The sequence below is a fragment of the Acinetobacter sp. YH12252 genome (assembly GCF_013417365.1).
GTDB classification, from domain to species: Bacteria; Pseudomonadota; Gammaproteobacteria; order Pseudomonadales; family Moraxellaceae; genus Acinetobacter; species Acinetobacter towneri.
Genome location: NZ_VPEA01000017.1, coordinates 22,617 through 39,058, shown reverse-complemented (window position 1 = coordinate 39,058; position 16,442 = coordinate 22,617). Strand labels below are relative to the sequence as shown.

At 41.5% G+C, this 16,442-nt stretch carries 17 protein-coding genes; 12 read left to right on the top strand and 5 right to left on the bottom strand.

Features of this window, described 5'->3' with window-relative positions; all coding sequences use genetic code 11:
* On the top strand, positions 1 to 110 hold a 110-nt coding region (locus tag FTV28_RS12225; RefSeq protein ID WP_179990606.1), incomplete at its 5' end, for a transposase.
* A 90-nt stretch (positions 111 to 200) separates the two neighbouring features.
* On the opposite strand, the gene FTV28_RS12220 is transcribed toward FTV28_RS12225, so the two are convergent.
* Complete coding sequence (locus tag FTV28_RS12220) at positions 201 to 1,088, bottom strand: DMT family transporter (protein WP_131261930.1); 888 nt, start codon at positions 1,086 to 1,088, stop codon at positions 201 to 203.
* Between the two features lie 186 nt (positions 1,089 to 1,274).
* Complete coding sequence (locus FTV28_RS12215) at positions 1,275 to 1,424, bottom strand: hypothetical protein (protein WP_004973540.1); 150 nt, start codon at positions 1,422 to 1,424, stop codon at positions 1,275 to 1,277.
* Positions 1,425 to 1,631: 207 nt separating this feature from the next.
* Between FTV28_RS12215 and FTV28_RS12210 the strand changes: the two genes are divergently transcribed.
* The gene (locus FTV28_RS12210; RefSeq protein ID WP_131261931.1) at positions 1,632 to 3,056 is read left to right on the top strand and encodes a PLP-dependent aminotransferase family protein; all 1,425 of its coding nucleotides are present in this window, start codon (positions 1,632 to 1,634) and stop codon (positions 3,054 to 3,056) included.
* An 82-nt stretch (positions 3,057 to 3,138) separates the two neighbouring features.
* On the opposite strand, the gene FTV28_RS12205 is transcribed toward FTV28_RS12210, so the two are convergent.
* The 3 genes from FTV28_RS12205 to FTV28_RS12195 form a co-directional block, all read right to left on the bottom strand.
* The gene (locus FTV28_RS12205) at positions 3,139 to 4,473 is read right to left on the bottom strand and encodes a DcaP family trimeric outer membrane transporter (RefSeq protein WP_131261932.1); all 1,335 of its coding nucleotides are present in this window, start codon (positions 4,471 to 4,473) and stop codon (positions 3,139 to 3,141) included.
* 108 nt (positions 4,474 to 4,581) lie between these two features.
* The gene (locus FTV28_RS12200) at positions 4,582 to 5,955 is read right to left on the bottom strand and encodes an MFS transporter (protein WP_131261933.1); all 1,374 of its coding nucleotides are present in this window, start codon (positions 5,953 to 5,955) and stop codon (positions 4,582 to 4,584) included.
* A 290-nt stretch (positions 5,956 to 6,245) separates the two neighbouring features.
* Positions 6,246 to 7,160, bottom strand: a complete 915-nt coding sequence (locus FTV28_RS12195) for a LysR family transcriptional regulator (RefSeq protein WP_104851980.1) — start codon at positions 7,158 to 7,160, stop codon at positions 6,246 to 6,248.
* Positions 7,161 to 7,276: 116 nt separating this feature from the next.
* On the opposite strand from FTV28_RS12195, the gene FTV28_RS12190 reads away from it, so the two are divergent.
* From FTV28_RS12190 to FTV28_RS12145, 10 genes are all read left to right on the top strand, one after another.
* Positions 7,277 to 8,386, top strand: coding sequence for a muconate/chloromuconate family cycloisomerase (locus FTV28_RS12190; RefSeq protein ID WP_104851981.1), 1,110 nt, complete (start codon positions 7,277 to 7,279; stop codon positions 8,384 to 8,386).
* A gap of 13 nt (positions 8,387 to 8,399) precedes the next feature.
* Positions 8,400 to 8,690, top strand: coding sequence for a muconolactone Delta-isomerase (gene catC / locus FTV28_RS12185; protein ID WP_096901615.1), 291 nt, complete (start codon positions 8,400 to 8,402; stop codon positions 8,688 to 8,690).
* A gap of 154 nt (positions 8,691 to 8,844) precedes the next feature.
* The gene (gene catA, locus FTV28_RS12180) at positions 8,845 to 9,765 is read left to right on the top strand and encodes a catechol 1,2-dioxygenase (RefSeq protein WP_131261935.1); all 921 of its coding nucleotides are present in this window, start codon (positions 8,845 to 8,847) and stop codon (positions 9,763 to 9,765) included.
* Between the two features lie 74 nt (positions 9,766 to 9,839).
* Positions 9,840 to 11,228: a benzoate 1,2-dioxygenase large subunit gene (benA, locus tag FTV28_RS12175; RefSeq protein WP_131261936.1), complete on the top strand. Its 1,389-nt coding sequence runs from the start codon at positions 9,840 to 9,842 to the stop codon at positions 11,226 to 11,228.
* Positions 11,225 to 11,716: a benzoate 1,2-dioxygenase small subunit gene (gene benB / locus FTV28_RS12170; protein WP_131261937.1), complete on the top strand. Its 492-nt coding sequence runs from the start codon at positions 11,225 to 11,227 to the stop codon at positions 11,714 to 11,716. Before benA ends, benB begins: the two co-directional genes overlap by 4 nt.
* A gap of 93 nt (positions 11,717 to 11,809) precedes the next feature.
* Positions 11,810 to 12,826 carry a benzoate 1,2-dioxygenase electron transfer component BenC gene (benC, locus tag FTV28_RS12165; RefSeq protein ID WP_179990604.1) on the top strand — a complete coding sequence of 339 codons (1,017 nt, stop codon included), beginning with the start codon at positions 11,810 to 11,812 and terminating at the stop codon, positions 12,824 to 12,826.
* Between the two features lie 38 nt (positions 12,827 to 12,864).
* Entirely contained in the window at positions 12,865 to 13,650 is a 786-nt protein-coding gene (gene benD / locus FTV28_RS12160) for a benzoate diol dehydrogenase BenD (protein WP_131261939.1), read from the top strand.
* 59 nt (positions 13,651 to 13,709) lie between these two features.
* Complete coding sequence (gene benE, locus FTV28_RS12155; RefSeq protein WP_131261940.1) at positions 13,710 to 14,930, top strand: benzoate/H(+) symporter BenE; 1,221 nt, start codon at positions 13,710 to 13,712, stop codon at positions 14,928 to 14,930.
* 27 nt (positions 14,931 to 14,957) lie between these two features.
* Complete coding sequence (locus FTV28_RS12150; protein ID WP_104851986.1) at positions 14,958 to 15,644, top strand: 3-oxoacid CoA-transferase subunit A; 687 nt, start codon at positions 14,958 to 14,960, stop codon at positions 15,642 to 15,644.
* A gap of 22 nt (positions 15,645 to 15,666) precedes the next feature.
* Positions 15,667 to 16,320 carry a 3-oxoacid CoA-transferase subunit B gene (locus tag FTV28_RS12145; RefSeq protein WP_104851987.1) on the top strand — a complete coding sequence of 218 codons (654 nt, stop codon included), beginning with the start codon at positions 15,667 to 15,669 and terminating at the stop codon, positions 16,318 to 16,320.
* Positions 16,321 to 16,442 lie beyond the last annotated feature (122 nt).

The window sequence follows — 16,442 nt, the reverse complement described above, 5'->3', positions numbered from 1 at the left end:
AATGGCAGTGTGTGGAGTGCGGTACGCTCCATGATCGGGATGTAAATTCCGCACTGAATATTCTTGCGCTCGGGCATGAGCGTCTAGCAGTAGGAATCTCCGTCCTTTAGGTCGGGGAGGATGTCAAATTTCTGAGATGCTCAAATGAAGTGCAACGGATATGACATGAATTTGAAATTACTTAGCTTTGAAATATGATGCTACGCCCAAATAACCAACATTGCCGCAAGCACGACCAATCCCAATCCCCAATGATCGGTACGAGCAAGTTTTTCTTTAAAGAAATACGCTGAAATAAGTAAGCTGAATAATATTTCAATTTGTCCGAGTGTTTTCACAATCGCCACAGTTTGCATACTCATGGCATTAAACCAGCCCAATGATGCTAAAAAACTGCAGACGCTCACTTTAAAAGTTAATCCAACCCGCTGCCACATGGCATATAAGGTATGTCGTTTAAATATACCTAAAAAAGCCAATAAGATAAAACATTGTAAGCCAATAACCCACACCAAAACCCATGCAGCACGATGAATAAACGGTAAGAAATCCAGCTCTAGACTGGCTTCACGCACCAATAAAGAAGTCACCGCGAAGCTGAGTCCACTACCGATTCCAATGGCTAAAGTCGTGAATGAAAAATCACTGCGTTGATTGCCTTTACTGAGTAGAAATACCGCAATACCGCCTATCGCAACGCCGAACCAAGCCAATGCACTTAAATGTTCTTGTAAGAAAATCACGCCTACAATTGCGGCTAAAACTGCTTCACTTTTGGCAAGCCCGACACCTACTGCGTAATTTTTTTGTTGAAACAGTTTTACCATTAAAGCCGTGGCTAAAATCTGACACACTGCTGCAATAATGATATACAGCCAAAACACCGAACTAAAATGTAGTTTGGCTTGAACAGGCTGCTGCCATTGTAAAATGCTTAAATACGCCAATGCAAAAGGCAAGGCAAAAATAAAACGTGCCAAAGTCACGCCATAAACATCTACACTTGTGCTGAGTTGTTTTTGAAAGGCATTGCGCCATGCCTGCATAAATGCAGCCATTAAGGTAAAGAGCACCCAACTCGAAATCATTGCAACCACAAATGCTTTACTGATAAAGTTATAATTTACGCCTATTCCGTTATTTTTGCGATCTTTATTGCTTTTGAGTTATGCGCTTACGATCTCTTTTATAAACAAAAAAACATTCATTAAAATTCAAATGAATGTTTTTCATATCTTGAAGCGATTATAGGTGTGCTGTTATTCAAAAACTGTTTAGAACTTATCTAAATTCACCACAACAGCCACGCCGATACAAAATAAAGCTACATACACGGTAAACCAAATAATCATGTGCTTAAATGCTTTGTCTGAAATACTGCTATCGGCATATTTCTGTGGTTTGCGTGAGTTATCTTCTTGCATATCGACTCCAATCTAGCCAGATTATGGGGATATACAGATTATGTAAAATTCTAAAGCATTGCTGTAGATACAAAATATTCATTAAAAACTATAACAGTTGATTTTAGATACATGCCAATCTGTTATAAAAACAGAAATTATTTAATGTTTTAAACCTAAAAATAGATCAAAATAAGTAACAGCTGCAAAAAATGCTTGAGTCATACCATGTATAAATCTGAACAATTGGCGTTGAACATTCGGCAACTCATTGAAAATGGTGCATGGAAAGCACATAGCAAGTTACCTTCGTTAAGAGAACAATCACAAATCAGTGGTTATAGCTTAATGACCGTGCTAAACGCTTATCAAGAACTTGAAGCTCAGGGATTGGTTTACGCTAAACAAAAGTCGGGGTTTTATGTCGCAGAACGTCTCAATCAAACTGAACGACCTGTACCAAGCAGTTTGAGTTTAAATGCACATATTCAAATGAACTCTTTGGTCTTTGGCTATTTAAAATCAATTCAGTCTGCAGATGTCAGTCCTTTAGGCTCTGCCTTTCCCAATGCAGAATTACTGTTTAACCCAAAGTTAATGCAAATTTTAGCGCAGCACGCCAAGCGAAAAAGCAGTTATTTTAGCCACGACCACATGCCACCGGGCAATTATGAATTAAGAACCATAATTGCAAATCGCTACTGTTTACAAGGCATACCCACCCATGCAAATGACATTGTCATTACATCTGGCGCATTAGATGCGCTCAATTTGTCATTACAAGCTTTGACCAAACCTGGAGATTTTATTCTATTACAAGAAACTATTTTTTATGGTGCATGGCAAGCGGCTGAACGTCTTGGTTTACAGGTGATTACCATTCCAGAACACCCTGTTTCAGGTTTCGATTTAGACTCATTTGAACAAGCCTTAAAACAATACCCAATTAAAGTCTGCTGGTTGATGTTGAATATTCATAACCCTATTGGCTTTAGTGTCAGAGATGAAATTAAGCAACGTATTGCGAGTTTGCTTGAAGAATATCAAGTGTATTTAATTGAAGATGATGTCTATCAAGAATTGTATTACGGTACGCAAAAACCACTGCCCATGAAGTATTTTGACCGACAACAACGTGTACTGCATTGCGCTTCTTTTTCTAAAACTTTGGGTTCTGCTGTGCGGGTCGGTTGGGTTTATGCAGGTCAATTTTCCAATGCTATTCAGCATTTGCAACTCATGAGCACGGTTTCTGCAAGTCCCTTACTGCAAAATACTTTGGTGGATTTTCTTTCGCATCATCATTATGAAAAACATTTGCGTCAATTACGCAAACAATTGGAAAAACATAAAAAAGTGTTTTATCAGCAATTGAAACAGCGCTTAAACCCAGCTTGTAAAATTCACTACTATTCTAGTGGTTACTTTTTATGGATTGAACTGCCTGCATATATAGATGGCTATACGATTTATCAGCAAGTGATTCAAAATAAGATTGGCATTGCGCCAAGTCAGTTGTTCCGTTCTGAACAGGTCAGCCAGAACTTTATTCGTTTAAACTGTTCTTTTGCTTGGAACAGTGATATTGCGACTGCACTGGATGTTTTGTCTGCGGTAATACAGCAACACATCACCCAATATACTCATGCCTAAAATTACAGAGCCGATCACCCGACAACAAAAAAGAGCCGAGTTTTTCACTCAGCTCTTTTGAAAGTTTGTATCTAGTTCAAACTTAGAAGTTATAAATGGCAACCGCATTAATTCGGTTGTCTTCACCTGTTTTACTGCCGTTTGCAGCTTCACCAAATGCTTCACGCTCACCGTAGACATATTCCAAGCCAAAGCTTAATGGTTTACGCGGGCTATAGAAAATATTTACCCAGCCTTGCCATAACTCTTTGTTAATGCTTGTTTTATCTGATGTTGCAGCTATATAGTTAGGGTCTTTATCAAAACTCATATAACCATAGCCGAGTGTACCGTGAATTTGATCCGTAAATTTTTGGGTAATACCCACCATAATTGAATCAAATTCACTTTGGATCAAACTACCATCTTTGACTAAGACGCCTGGATTAGTGAATGTTACGAAACTACTATCACCCTTAACATGGTAATAATCGGCTTTTAAGGTTGTACCAGGGACAACTTCATATTTTGCACCTACACCCACACCCCATGCCATTTCTTCTTCAGAATTAACACGTTTTTCATGCCCCATAGCACGAACACTAACATTTAAATTATCTGCAAATTGATGATTTAAACGTGCTGTTAATGCAGGTAAACGCTGATCAATCACTTTATCTGTGACCAACTTATCTTTAGGATCTTCAACAGCCACCACCAAATTGGTTTGTGGGCTAAATTTTGTGGTGTGACGAACCTGTGGTGTACGTTTTACCGAGCCACCAACAAATGCCAATGCATCAATGGTTTCAGGCATATAGTCTGGAATAGCAAAGTTTGACCAAGTTTGACCAATTAACCAGTTACCGTAATTTAAGTAGGCATGGCGAATACGTAAGTTATCAAGTTTACTTCCGCCAAGGAAATCAACTTCAATTTTACCTTTTAGGTCTTGATCACCCACAGGACTCTTGAAATCCAAACCTAAGCGTGTAGCAGAAAGCGTTGATCTTAAACGATCGCTTTGTTCGTTATTGCCTTCTAGTGGAACACCATGAATTTGGTTATATGGCATATCCACAGCACCACCTTCAACCTGATAAGACGCATCTAAACGCACATTACCATATAAGTTAAACTCAGCACCTTTGGCTGTTTTCAGAATCGAACTTGGGCTTGCTGAACTGCGTTGTACATTGGCAATTGCATTTGCTGTTTGCGTATTTTGTACTTTTTGCTGTTCTATCAGACCACGTAAAGCTTGAACTTCCTGTCTAAGTTGCTCAATTTCCGTTTGCTGTTGGGTCTGCGCCTGAGCTGCAACACTCATACCGCCCATACTCAATGCAATCATGCTCATCATGAGCGTGCGCTGCATTGTTGGTCGAACCGTTGTAGATTGAAAATTTAAAGATTGGGTTAATGTTTTCGCGTTCATCCTAAACTCGCTTGTTATTGTGCCATCAAATTCTAGCAACAGATCACCATCGCTTACGATGGCGATCTATATCATTGATGACGAAAGATTAATTGAAAGGTATAGAAATTATTGGGTTGCTTTTTGTGCAATTGGATTGCTTTCTACCGCAGGCTCTGCAAGGGCTTTCGCATCTACTGAAGCTTTTAAATTCACCATGAAGATCGCTAAAGCAGCAATTACACCTGGAATCGCAATAGCAAAGAAGTTCATTTGGTGCGGTAAATTCATGGTCAATAATGCGCCAGTTAAGACTGGTCCAACGATCGCGCCGATACGACCAATACCTGATGCCCAGCCCATACCTGTAGAACGTACAGTAGATGGGTAATATTGTGCGACGAAAGTATAAAGCAAGATTTGTGAACCAATGGTTGCTGCACCAGCAACTGCAATTAAGGTGTACAACACAATTTGTGGACTGTTAAAGCCAAGCAGAATTAATGCTGCTGCGCCACAGATAAACATAATGGTGAGTACTTTTTTGATATGGAAGCGGTCAGCCAATGCACCACCACCAATTGCGCCAATCATGCCACCAATATTCAGAGCGAATAGGAAGATCATACTTGCGCCCAATGAATAACCTGCTTGGATCATCAATTTTGGTAACCAGCTGCCCAAAGCATAAACCATTAACAAGCACATGAAGAATGCGATCCAGAACATGAACGTACTGAACATACGACCTTGTTGGAACAATGCTTTTACAGGTGCTTCATCGCCTTTAGTCACTTCATTCAGTACAAACTCAGTGTCACCATTTAATTGTTGGCTTGGCGAAATTTTTTGCACAATACTGCGGGTTTGCTCAATTTCTTTCTTGTTGGTCAAATACATAAGTGACTCAGGCAAGAATTTCCAAATTAACGGTAAAGCCACCAATGGAATAATTGCGATGTAGAACATGATTTTCCAGCCAAACTCTGGCACTAACCATGCACCCAACAATGCTGAAGTCATACCGCCAATGGCATAACCACTAAACATCAGCGCAACTAAAGTACTGCGAATACGCTTTGGCGCATATTCAGTCATTAGTGCCACTACGTTTGGCATTACACCGCCAATACCTAAGCCTGCAAGGAAACGTAAAATACCAAATTCAACAGGGTTGGTCGCAAATGCGCCAAGGAAGGTAAAACCACTAAAAATAGCCACACAGATCATGATGGTCTTTTTACGACCTAACTTGTCCGATAAGGTACCGAAGGTCATGGCACCAAACATCATGCCAAACAATGCCGTACTGGCCAGTAAACCTGCTTGTACTGCACTGAGCGCCCACTCTTGCATCAGTAGTGGTAATGCAACCCCATAAATGACCAAGTCGTAACCGTCAAAAATAATGATCATCAAACACCAAAACAATACGCCCCAATGGAATGGCGTGAACTTGGCCTCGTCAATCAAGGTATTAATATTAATTTTATTGCTTTGCATCTTGCTTCACCTCCTAATTGTGAAGTCCGTTACTCCAACTCAGATGCACACAATGAATAATAAGTTAAAATTTGTCCAAAACTGAATAGGCATGGATACATACCTAAAAAGTCTATAGCTTTGTAAGATATTGATTTTAAAATAGATAAAAATAACAAGGCGAAAAAAAATACTGTAATGTGATGCTTAAAAAAGTTTTTTCAGGCAATTCACATAACAGTATTTTGTTAAAAATATCTGTGCTTTTATATAAAAAATATAGTTATAAATATTTGTTTTATATGGCTTTACTAGAATACATTGCGATCATAAGTAACTGCTTCCAAATCATAAACTTGATAAATGCAGTCAAACAAAGATCGAATGTCTTCACTTTCATCCATATTACGAATTGCCATAAACACAGGACTTACAGCCGAGTCATCTAATAAAGGTATAAAGTGCAAATGTGCCAAATGAATATTTTGTGCGCTTTCTGGCACGATACACAAGCCCTCACCTGCAGCAACAAAACCCAACGCCAATTGTAATTCACGCACTTCACGAATTTTGCGAGGTTCTAAACCATACTCAGAAAACACGCCACGAATTTGGGTAGAGAAGTTTGGCTTGTTGTGATTTGGATATAAAAATAGTTGTTGATCAACAACATCCGCCAAATATACACCTTCTTTTTGTGCCGCAAATGGGTGGCTCGAATGTACTGCAACCATCAAGCGTTCTTCACGTAATAAGATACGTTTAACTGCAGGATCAGAAATTCTTAAGCGTCCAAATCCAACATCTATACGCCCTTCTTTAAGTGCCTGAATTTGGTCATTGGTGGTCATTTCCACCATTTCTATTTTTAAATGCGGATGCTGCTGCTTAAACAAATACACAATTCTTGACAATAATCCGAACAATAAAGAACCAACGAAGCCAATAGTCACAGTACGACCAGCAATACCGACACGTTTTGTCATCGACTTGATTTCTTCCGCATTAGACAAAAGTTTAACGGCATGTTGGTAAAAGAATTGGCCTGCTTCGGTGGTCTTAAGCGGTCTACTTCCACGCTCAAATAGTTGAATTCCAAGCTCTTGTTCTAAATTTTGGATCTGTCTGCTCAAAGGTGGTTGAGCAATAAAGAGTTTTTCTGCTGCCTTGGTGAAACTTTGCTCTTCTACAACAGCAACAAAATAACGTAAATGTCTGAGTTCCATAGCTCAAAATACCTTTCAAGTATAAAAAAATGCAAATTTGATCTTCGACCAATGCAATTTATTCTTTTAAGGTATATCACATAACTGTAATAAAGCAATGATATGAAGGGCAAACCATGTATAAGTCAGTAGAAACTTTGCTGGTGGAAATACCAACCATCCGTCCACATAAGATGGCGGTTGCAACCATGCAAACCCAAACCCTGGTATTAGTCAAAATCACCACTGAAGATGGTTTTGTTGGCTGGGGCGAAGCGACCACAATTGGTGGCTTGGGCTATGGTGAAGAAAGCCCAGAAAGTGTGAAAACCAATATTGAAACATATTTCGCACCATTGCTAAAAACTTTAGCTGGCTTGAACGTTGCGCAAACTTTACAGGTCATTAAAAAGAATATCAATGGTAACCGTTTTGCGAAATGTGCCATCCAAACTGCTTTATTAGATATTCAAGCACAACGCTTAAACCAACCTTTAAGTGAAATTTTAGGTGGTCGTCTACGCAACTCTGTTCCTGTGTTATGGGTGCTTGCATCTGGCGATACAGAAAAAGACATTGCTGAAGCGCAAAAAATGATTGCGGCAAAACGCCACAACACTTTCAAACTAAAAATCGGTTCACGCCCTGTAGAGCAAGACGTTGAACACGTATTAGCCATTAAACAAGCTTTAGGTAAAGACGTTTCTATTCGTGTAGACGTTAACCGTGCTTGGTCAGAACTTGAAGCCATTAAAGGTATCCAACTTCTACAAGATGGTGGTGTAGACCTGATTGAACAGCCATGTGCAATTGACAACATTGATGCCATGGAGCGTTTAACTCGCAAATTTGATATTGCCATCATGGCAGACGAATCATTGATGGGCCCACAAAGTGCTTATCAATTAGCGAAACGCAATGCGGCATCTGTTTTTGCAGTAAAAGTTGCACAGTCTGCTGGTCTGATTGAAGGCTGTGAAGTGGCAACGATTGCACAGTTGGCAGGTATCGACCTATATGGCGGCACCATGCTTGAAGGCCCTGTAGGCACAATTGCATCTGCACACGTGTTCTCTACCTTCCAAAATTTAGCTTATGGCACTGAATTATTTGGCCCATTGCTGCTAACAGAAGAAATTTTAAAAACTCCGCTTCAGTACCAAGACTTTGAATTACACCTTCCAACAGGTGCAGGTCTAGGCATTGAACTGGATGAAGACAAAATTGACAACTTGCGTCGTCAGTAATTAGGAGAAACCCATGCTTTTCCACGTACGTATGGATGTAAACATTCCATTGGATATGCCAGCTGAAACAGCCAACGAAATCAAAGCCGTTGAAAAAGCCTATTCACAGGAATTACAGCGTCAAGGCAAGTGGCGTCATATTTGGCGTATTACTGGCCAATATTCAAACATCAGTATTTTTGATGTAGAGAGCAACGAAGAACTACACAACATTTTACAAGGTCTTCCACTCTACCCTTACATGAATATTGAAGTGATGGCATTGAACCGCCACCCATCTTCAATTCGTGAAGATGACACCTGATACAACACAGGTACTGGAATAAATCATTTATTCCAGTACCAAAGAAATACACATATTTAACACCGAGTAAACAAGGAATGTGGCAGCTAAATATCTCTTTATTTAAGTCCAGAGATATTCGCCACCACAGCGCACACCTCTAAGGAGTAACAAAATGGATCGTCAAACCATTGAAAATGTAGTTAAAGCTTGTAACGTGGACACTTCAGAAGGTCCAGTAAATGCACGTGTACAACAGGTACTTGTTCGTTTAGTTACAGATTTATTCCAAGCGATTGAAGACTTAGATTTAAGCCAATCTGAAGTTTGGAAAGGTATTGAAACTATCATTGATATTGCAAAAGCTGATGAGTTTGCATTGATGGGTTCTGCTGTAGGTCTTGAACACTTCCTAGACTTACGTGCTGACGAAGCTGACGCGAAAGCAGGCTTGACTGGTGGTACGCCACGTACAATTGAAGGTCCATTGTATGTTGCTGGTGCGCCTGAATCTACTGGTTTTGCTCGTATGGACGATGGTTCTGAAGAAGGCAAAATCCCAACTTTAATCATTGACGGTACAGTAACTGACACTGACGGCAACATCATTCCTGGTGCTAAAGTTGAAGTATGGCATGCAAACAGCCACGGTAACTATTCATTCTTTGATAAGTCACAAAGCCACTTCAACCTACGTCGCTCAATCTTAGCTGATGAAAAAGGTCAATATGTTGCTCAAACAACTATGCCTGTAGGTTATGGCTTAAACCCTGAAGGTCCACTTCAAGGTGTATTGAACCAAATCTCTCGTCACGGTCAACGTCCAGCACACGTGCACTACTTCATCTCTGCACCTGGCTACCGTAAGCTTACGACTCAGTTCAACATCGAAGGTGATAAATACCTTTGGGACGACTTCGCATTCGGTACTCGTGAAGGTCTAGTTGCTGAAGCTGTAGACGTAACTGACGAAGCTGAAATCGCACGTCGTGGTTTGAAAGGTCCTTTCAAATACATCCAATTCAACGTTGTTCTTCAGAAAGATAAAGAAGGCGCTCCTTCTACTGAAGTTGAACGTCGCCGCGCAAGCGCATAATTTGAATGGAATCGGGATGTAATCATTAGATTCATCCCGATGACTTCCCCTCCTTGGAAAGTCGGAGAAAGGACATGCCTCGTATTCCTGTAATTAACACCAGCCACTTAGACCGCATTGATGAGCTATTGGTTGATGATTTTGAATCTGGTGAATTTAAACTACACCGTTCAGTATTCACAGACCAAGCCCTGTTTGACCTAGAAATGAAATACATTTTTGAAGGCAACTGGGTTTATTTGGCACACGAAAGCCAAATTCCAAACAACAATGACTACTACACCACATACATTGGCCGTCAGCCAATCATCATTGCACGTAACCGCAATGGCGAATTAAATGCCATGATCAATGCGTGTTCACACCGTGGTGCACAGTTATGTCGTTACAAGCGTGGTAACAAAGCAACTTATACTTGCCCATTCCACGGTTGGACTTTCAACAACTCTGGTAAGTTGTTAAAAGTGAAAGACCCTGCCGATGCGGGTTATTCAGATTGCTTCAACAAAGACGGTTCACACGACTTGAAAAAAGTTGCCCGTTTTGAAAGCTATAAAGGTTTCTTGTTTGGTAGCTTGAACCCAGATGTTCCTTCTTTAGAAGAATACCTAGGTGAAGCAACTAAAATCATTGACATGATTGTAGGTCAATCACAACAAGGTCTTGAAGTTTTACGTGGTTCTTCTACTTACACTTATGAAGGTAACTGGAAGTTAACTGCTGAAAACGGTGCCGATGGTTACCACGTGTCTGCAGTACACTGGAACTACGCTGCAACAACTCAGCAACGTAAAGAAAAAGAAGCTGGCGACAACATTCGTGCTATGAGCGCAGGTTCATGGGGAAAACAAGGCGGTGGTTCTTACGGCTTTGAAAATGGTCACATGCTACTTTGGACACAATGGGCTAACCCAGAAGACCGTCCTAACTTTGCCAAGAAAGACGAATACACCGAGCAATACGGTGAAGCGATGGCGAAATGGATGATCGAACGTTCACGTAACTTGTGTCTATATCCAAACGTGTACTTCATGGATCAGTTCGGTTCACAAATTCGTGTGTTACGTCCGCTGTCTGTAGATAAGACTGAAGTGACTATTTACTGTATCGCACCTGTGGGTGAAGAGCCAGAAGCACGCGCACGCCGTATCCGTCAATACGAAGATTTCTTTAACGCATCAGGTATGGCAACCCCAGACGATCTTGAAGAATTCCGTGCATGTCAAGCAGGTTACGCAGGTATCGCACTTGAGTGGAACGATATGTGCCGTGGCTCTAAGCACTGGATCCAAGGTCCAGACGATGCAGCCAACGAAATTGGTTTAAAACCAAAACTTTCTGGTATTAAAACTGAAGACGAAGGTTTATACCTTGCTCAGCACCAACACTGGTTAGAACTCATCAAACAAGGCATCGCAACTGAAAAAGAAATTGCGGCATCTACTGAAGGAGAAAACGCATGAGCGACATCACTTTAGAAAAAGTTGCACAGTTCCTTTATCAAGAAGCTCGCTTTTTAGATGATGAGCAATGGGATGAGTGGTTACAGTGCTACGCTCCTACTGCTTCTTTCTGGATGCCAGCTTGGGATGACGATGACCAATTAACTACAGATCCACAGTCTGAAATCTCTTTGATTTACTACCCAGACCGTCAAGGTTTGGAAGACCGTGTGTTCCGTATCAAAACTGAACGTTCGTCTGCAACCATGCCAGACACACGTACGAGCCACAACATCAACAACATTGAAATTGTTGAACGTGATGGCGATAAAGTGACTGTACGTTTTAACTGGAACACCTTGAGTTTCCGTTACAAAACCAACTACAGCTACTTTGGTATGTCACGCTACGAAATCGACTTTTCTGGCGACAAACCACAAATTTTAAGCAAGTACGTGGTGCTGAAAAACGATTACATCAACCAAGTAATCGACATTTATCACCTCTAAGACTGTATTGATTTACAGCTAGGTAAACCTTTCAGCCAGATGGAATTTTGGCTGAAAGGTCAAGTTTTAAAGATTTCTACAGGATATTCAGCCATGTCAAACCACAATATTGCACTTCAATTTGAAGATGGCGTTACACGTTTTATTTCTGTTACAGATGGTGAAACACTGTCAGACGCAGCTTACCGTCAAAAGATCAATATTCCTTTGGACTGCCGTGACGGTGCATGTGGAACGTGCCGTGCGTTTTGTGAATCAGGTTCGTATGACATGCCTGAAGAAACTTATATTGAAGATGCATTGACACCAGAAGAAGCTGAACAAGGCTATATTCTTGCATGCCAATGTAAACCAACTTCAGACGCAGTATTCCAAATTCAAGCCACTTCTGATGTATGTAAAACTGAAATTCATGCATTTGAAGGTACTTTGGCTCGTGTCGAAAACTTATCTGACTCGACCATTACTTTTGACATTCAGTTAGATGAAGGTCAACCAGACATTCACTTCCTTGCAGGTCAATACGTGAATGTGGGTATTCCTGGTACAACAGAAACCCGTTCATATTCTTTCAGCTCTAAGCCTGGTAACCGCTTAACTGGTTTTGTAGTACGTAACGTACCAAACGGCAAAATGAGCGAATTCTTAAGCCAAAATGCCAAAGCTGGCGACAAAATGACCTTTACGGGTCCATTTGGTAGCTTCTACTTACGTAATGTAGCACGCCCTGTAGTGATGTTAGCAGGTGGTACAGGTATTGCACCATTTATGTCTATGCTGCAAGTACTTGAAGAAAAAGGTTCTGAGCACCCTGTACGTTTAGTTTTTGGTGTGACCAATGACTTTGACTTGGTTGCAATTGAAAAATTAAACGAACTACAAGAAAAATTCTCTTGGTTCGAGTACCGCACTGTAGTGGCAAATCCAGAATCTGCACACGAGCGTAAAGGTTACGTGACTGGCCATATCGAAAACGAATGGCTCAACGGTGGTGATGTAGACATCTACCTATGTGGTCCAGTGCCAATGGTAGAAGCGGTACGTGGCTGGTTAGATGCAGAAAGTGTTAAACCTGCAAGCTTCCTATTTGAAAAATTCTCTGCCAACTAAGTTTGTTATACAGTCTAGAAACATAGTCGGAGAATACAATGAATCGCACAAAAAGATTTGAAAACAAAGTTGTAATCGTGACTGGTGCCGCTCAAGGCATTGGTCGCGGTGTGGCTTTACAAGTGGCAAGTGAAGGTGCCCAAGTGGTTATGGCAGACCTTTCTCCCTATGTAGAAGAAGTGTTAGCTGAAATTGAAGAGCTTGGTGGCGATGCTGTTACTGTAAAAGCCAATCTTGAAACTTTTGCAGGTGCAGAATCTGTGGTTGCTAAAGCACTTGAAACCTATGGTCGTGTTGATGTGCTCATCAACAACGTAGGCGGTGCAATTTGGATGAAACCTTTTGAAGAATTTTCTGAAGAAGAAATTATCAAAGAAGTGAATCGTTCATTGTTCCCTACTATGTGGTGCTGCCGCGCAGTATTGCCTGAAATGGTGAAAAACCAGAAAGGTACCATTGTAAACGTATCTTCAATTGCAACACGTGGTATTAACCGCGTGCCATATTCGGCGTCTAAAGGTGGTGTAAACGGTTTAACCGCTTCCCTCGCCTTTGAACATGCCAAAGATGGTATTCGTGTGAATGCTATTGCAACTGGCGGTACAGAAGCGCCACCACGTAAAGTGCCACGTAATGCCAACCCACTTTCAGAATCTGAAAAAGAGTGGATGCAACAAGTGGTCGATCAAACCATTGATCGTACCTTCTTGGGTCGCTATGGCACCATTCAGGAACAAGTGAATGCGATTCTGTTCCTTGCTTCTGATGAGTCATCGTACATGACAGGTACCGTTGTACCTGTAGGTGGTGGTGATCAGGGCTAAGCCAAGATCATGACCAACTTCAACAGGATCATTGCTTGACGCAAGGAGGCAAATCGTCAATGAGTCACCTGTTCCAAACTTTAAAAAATGACTGGTCAATTTCAGCCACTGTTGCAGGATTCTTAGCAGTGCTGATCTCCTATTCAGGGCCATTGATCATCTTTTTCCAAGCGGCACAGCAAGCCCAAGTTTCCCCAGACATGATGATTTCATGGATTTGGGGAATTTCTATTGGTGCTGCTGTCGCAGGTATCTTTTTGTCCATTAAATACAAAGTGCCTGTGGTCACCGCTTGGTCTGCACCCGGTACCGCATTGCTGGTCACACTGTTTCCCGATATTACCCTGAATGAAGCAGTTGCAGCCTACATCACCTCTGCTGTGGTGATTTTTTTGATTGGAATCACAGGTTATTTTGACAAACTCCTGTCTTGGATTCCGCAAGAAATCGCAGCAGGCATGATGGCAGGTATTTTGGTTCAATTTGGCTTAGGCTTATTTACTGCAACCGATACCCTGCCATACATTGTATTTGGGATGCTAGCGGTATTTTTATTGGCAAAGCGTTTTAGTCCACGTTATGCCATGATTTGGGTGCTTGCTGCAGGCATTATACTCAGCTTAATGCTCGGTAAAATTAACCCTGTCACCACCAATTTTAGTTTGGCAATTCCACAGTTTATTGCACCTGAATGGACGTGGAATTCAACCTTAAACTTGGCATTACCTTTAATTTTAGTCAGCTTGTCTGGGCAGTTTTTACCGGGTATGGCAATTATTAAAATTAGCGGTTATGACATGCCTGCTAAGCCTATTATTAGTGCGACCAGTATCGCTTCTCTTGCCGTTGCGTGTGTGGGAGGAATTACCATTGTACTTGCCTCTATTACTGCAGCATTATGCTTAGGTAAAGATGCGCACGAACTGAAAGAAAAGCGATATATTGCAGGTGTTGCAAACGGTATTTTCTATATTTTAGGTGGGTTATTTGCGGGTAGCATCGTCATGCTATTTAGCCTATTGCCCAAAGAACTGATTGCAGCTTTGGCTGGACTTGCACTTTTGGGTGCAATTGCCACCAATATTTCAGTTGCAATGAGTAAAGAATCACAGCGTGATGCAGCCCTCATCACCTTTTTAGCAACTGCCTCTGGCATGCAGTTTTTAGGGCTAAGTTCTGTATTTTGGGGCATCTGTATTGGTTTGATCGCACATTGGGTATTAACCAAACGCGACAACTCAGCAGCACCCCTACCTTCAACTCAAAGTTCCAAAAGTTAATGGACAGGCAATTGTCTAGGACACATTATGATTGATAAAAGTCAAACTTCTTTAACAGAAGTCCTTTCGCAAATTAAAGATGGTTCAACCATCATGATTGGTGGTTTTGGTACCGCAGGTCAGCCAGCGGAACTCATTGATGGTTTGATTGAACTTGGCATCAAAGATTTAATTATTGTAAACAACAACGCAGGTAATGGTGACTACGGTTTAGCGAAACTGCTAAAAGCTGGCGCGGTACGTAAAATTATCTGTTCATTCCCACGTCAGTCTGACTCTTGGGTATTTGATGAACTTTACCGCGCAGGCAAAATCGAGCTTGAACTGGTGCCGCAAGGTAACTTGGCATGCCGTATTCAGGCTGCAGGTATGGGTCTAGGTCCAATCTATACCCCTACAGGTTTTGGTACTTTACTTGCAGAAGGCAAACCAACCTTAAATTATGAAGGTAAAGACTACGTACTAGAAAACCCAATCCGCGCAGACTTTGCTTTAATTAAAGCACAGCAAGGCGACCGTTGGGGTAACTTGGTGTACCGTAAATCTGCACGTAACTTTGGCCCAATCATGGCGATGGCTGCCGATGTGACAATTGCACAGGTTTCTGAAGTGGTTGAGTTAGGCGCGTTAGATCCTGAACACATCATCACTCCGGGTATTTTCGTTCAGCACGTTGTTGCCGTTGGCGCAAAACAACCTGAACAATCTGCATAACTGTCACGTGAAGGAGAACATCATGAGCTATACCAAATTAACACGTGATCAAATCGCTGAACGTGTGGCACAAGACATTCCAGACGGTGCTTATGTCAACCTCGGCATTGGCTTACCAACTAAAATTTCAAACTACCTGCCTTCAGACAAAGACGTATTCTTACACTCTGAAAACGGTTTATTGGCTTTCGGTCCACCACCTCCTGCAGGTGAAGAAGACCCTGAGTTAATCAACGCAGGTAAAGAATTCGTGACCATGCTAACAGGCGGCTCATTCTTCCATCATGGTGACTCTTTTGCCATGATGCGTGGCGGTCACTTAGACATCGCAGTATTGGGTGCATTCCAAGTGGCTGAAAATGGCGACTTGGCAAACTGGCACACAGGTGCGCCAGATGCGATTCCTGCTGTTGGTGGCGCAATGGACTTAGCCGTTGGTGCGAAAAAAGTCTTTATCACAACCGATCACGTCACCAAAAAAGGTGAACCAAAAATCGTGGCTGAATTGACTTACCCAGCAACTGGCTTGAAATGTGTAGACCGCATTTACACTGACTTATGTGTGATTGACGTAACTCCTGAAGGTATGAAAGTTCTTGAAAAAGTTGAAGGCTTGAGCTTTGAAGAATTACAGTCATTGACTGGTGCAAAGCTGATTGATGCGACTCAGGCTTAATCGTCTTTAAATATAATTTTTAATCCCCCTAAATCCCCCTTTTTCAAAGGGGGACTTCCATCAAGTAATTTTAGGTGGGAATCTCCTCCCTTTTTTAAAGGGAGGTTGGGAGAGATTAAGAT

Bases quoted from the DNA above. Each gene is read 5' to 3' on its own strand.
- FTV28_RS12215 (WP_004973540.1), bottom strand. From the start codon at position 1,424: ATGCAAGAAGATAACTCACGCAAACCACAGAAATATGCCGATAGCAGT.
- FTV28_RS12195 (WP_104851980.1), bottom strand. From the start codon at position 7,160: ATGGAACTCAGACATTTACGTTATTTTGTTGCTGTTGTAGAAGAGCAA.
- catA (WP_131261935.1), top strand. From the start codon at position 8,845: ATGGATCGTCAAACCATTGAAAATGTAGTTAAAGCTTGTAACGTGGAC.
- benA (WP_131261936.1), top strand. From the start codon at position 9,840: ATGCCTCGTATTCCTGTAATTAACACCAGCCACTTAGACCGCATTGAT.
- FTV28_RS12210 (WP_131261931.1), top strand. From the start codon at position 1,632: ATGTATAAATCTGAACAATTGGCGTTGAACATTCGGCAACTCATTGAA.
- FTV28_RS12190 (WP_104851981.1), top strand. From the start codon at position 7,277: ATGTATAAGTCAGTAGAAACTTTGCTGGTGGAAATACCAACCATCCGT.
- FTV28_RS12220 (WP_131261930.1), bottom strand. From the start codon at position 1,088: ATGATTTCGAGTTGGGTGCTCTTTACCTTAATGGCTGCATTTATGCAG.
- benC (WP_179990604.1), top strand. From the start codon at position 11,810: ATGTCAAACCACAATATTGCACTTCAATTTGAAGATGGCGTTACACGT.
- benD (WP_131261939.1), top strand. From the start codon at position 12,865: ATGAATCGCACAAAAAGATTTGAAAACAAAGTTGTAATCGTGACTGGT.
- FTV28_RS12145 (WP_104851987.1), top strand. From the start codon at position 15,667: ATGAGCTATACCAAATTAACACGTGATCAAATCGCTGAACGTGTGGCA.
- FTV28_RS12200 (WP_131261933.1), bottom strand. From the start codon at position 5,955: ATGCAAAGCAATAAAATTAATATTAATACCTTGATTGACGAGGCCAAG.
- benE (WP_131261940.1), top strand. From the start codon at position 13,710: ATGAGTCACCTGTTCCAAACTTTAAAAAATGACTGGTCAATTTCAGCC.
- FTV28_RS12150 (WP_104851986.1), top strand. From the start codon at position 14,958: ATGATTGATAAAAGTCAAACTTCTTTAACAGAAGTCCTTTCGCAAATT.
- catC (WP_096901615.1), top strand. From the start codon at position 8,400: ATGCTTTTCCACGTACGTATGGATGTAAACATTCCATTGGATATGCCA.
- benB (WP_131261937.1), top strand. From the start codon at position 11,225: ATGAGCGACATCACTTTAGAAAAAGTTGCACAGTTCCTTTATCAAGAA.
- FTV28_RS12205 (WP_131261932.1), bottom strand. From the start codon at position 4,473: ATGAACGCGAAAACATTAACCCAATCTTTAAATTTTCAATCTACAACG.